The sequence below is a fragment of the Mesorhizobium sp. M2A.F.Ca.ET.067.02.1.1 genome, assembly GCF_004023285.1.
Classification (GTDB): Bacteria; Pseudomonadota; Alphaproteobacteria; order Rhizobiales; family Rhizobiaceae; genus Mesorhizobium.
In genome coordinates, this window is the sequence record NZ_RZSB01001208.1 from 1 (window position 1) to 1,035 (window position 1,035).

The following is a 1,035-nucleotide window of genomic DNA, read 5'->3' on the forward strand; positions in this document are numbered from 1 at the left end:
GGCATAGCCGTGGCCGTTCAGCCGCTCGTCCATCCGCTTCGCAAGCAGCCGGATCGAGGCGATCTCCGCGCCGATCAGTCCAGGCGCGATCTCGGCGATCGCGGCGCGGGCGCCCAGCGCATGATGCGGCTGGTAGACCGGGCCGATCGGGCAGGTCTCGCCCCAGCCTGCGAGCCCCTCATCGGTGACGATCTCGACCAGCGTTGAGTCCAGCGCCTCCACATCGGCGCTGGCCATGCGGTAGACGCCGCCTCTGACCGGCAATTGGGCCGAATAGACGTTGATCCGCTCGATGCGCATACGGGCTTCCCTCCGAAGGACAGGTCGGCAACGGGCCTTTGCAGGCCCCGCCTGTTACATCCGCGCCCTGGCCGAGGTCGGATCGTAAGGCGAGTCCGCAATGACCTCGACGACCTTCCAGTCGCCCAGGATCGCGACGTCGAGCTTGGTGCCGGGCCTGGCAAAACGCTCGGGCAGCAGCGCCAGCGCCACGTCATGTCCGACCGCGTAGCCATAGCCGCCCGACGTGATGCGCCCGACCAGCTTGCCGTCGCTGTAGAGCCCCTCATTGGCAAAGGTGCTGGCGCCGTCGGTGTCGATCCTGAGCGTTACCGAGCGACGCTGGTCGTTGCGCTCCTTGTATTTCAGCACCGCGTCGCGTCCGACGAAATCGCCCTTGTCGAGGCGGATGAAGCGCTCCAGCCCGCTCTCCAGTGCGTTGAGCTCCGGGTTCATGTCGCGATACATGGCGCGATAGGATTTCTCGAGCCTGAGCGACTCCAGCGCATGCAGCCCGACCAGCCGCATGCCGTGCTTTTCGCCCTCTCTCAGGATCGCGTCGAGCAACTGCCTCTGGTAGGGCAGGGGGTGGTAGAGCTCCCAGCCGAGCTCGCCCTCATAGTTGACGCGCACCAGCCGGACGTCGCTGGCGAGAGCCACGCTGCCGGTCTTGACGCCGAACCAGGGGAAGCTTTCGTTGGAAAGGTCGATCTCGGTCAGCGGCTGCAGCACTTCGCGCGCTTTGGGGCCGACAAC

At 66.3% G+C, this 1,035-nt stretch carries 1 protein-coding gene and 1 pseudogene; both read right to left on the reverse strand.

Going from position 1 to position 1,035, the window contains the following annotated elements:
• Nucleotides 1-300: pseudogene (locus EOA28_RS36785) on the reverse strand (mandelate racemase); the annotation flags it as partial.
• A gap of 54 nt (nt 301-354) precedes the next feature.
• The coding region (locus EOA28_RS36790) for an aminomethyltransferase family protein (protein ID WP_148671150.1) at nt 355-1,035 on the reverse strand (681 nt) is incomplete at its 5' end.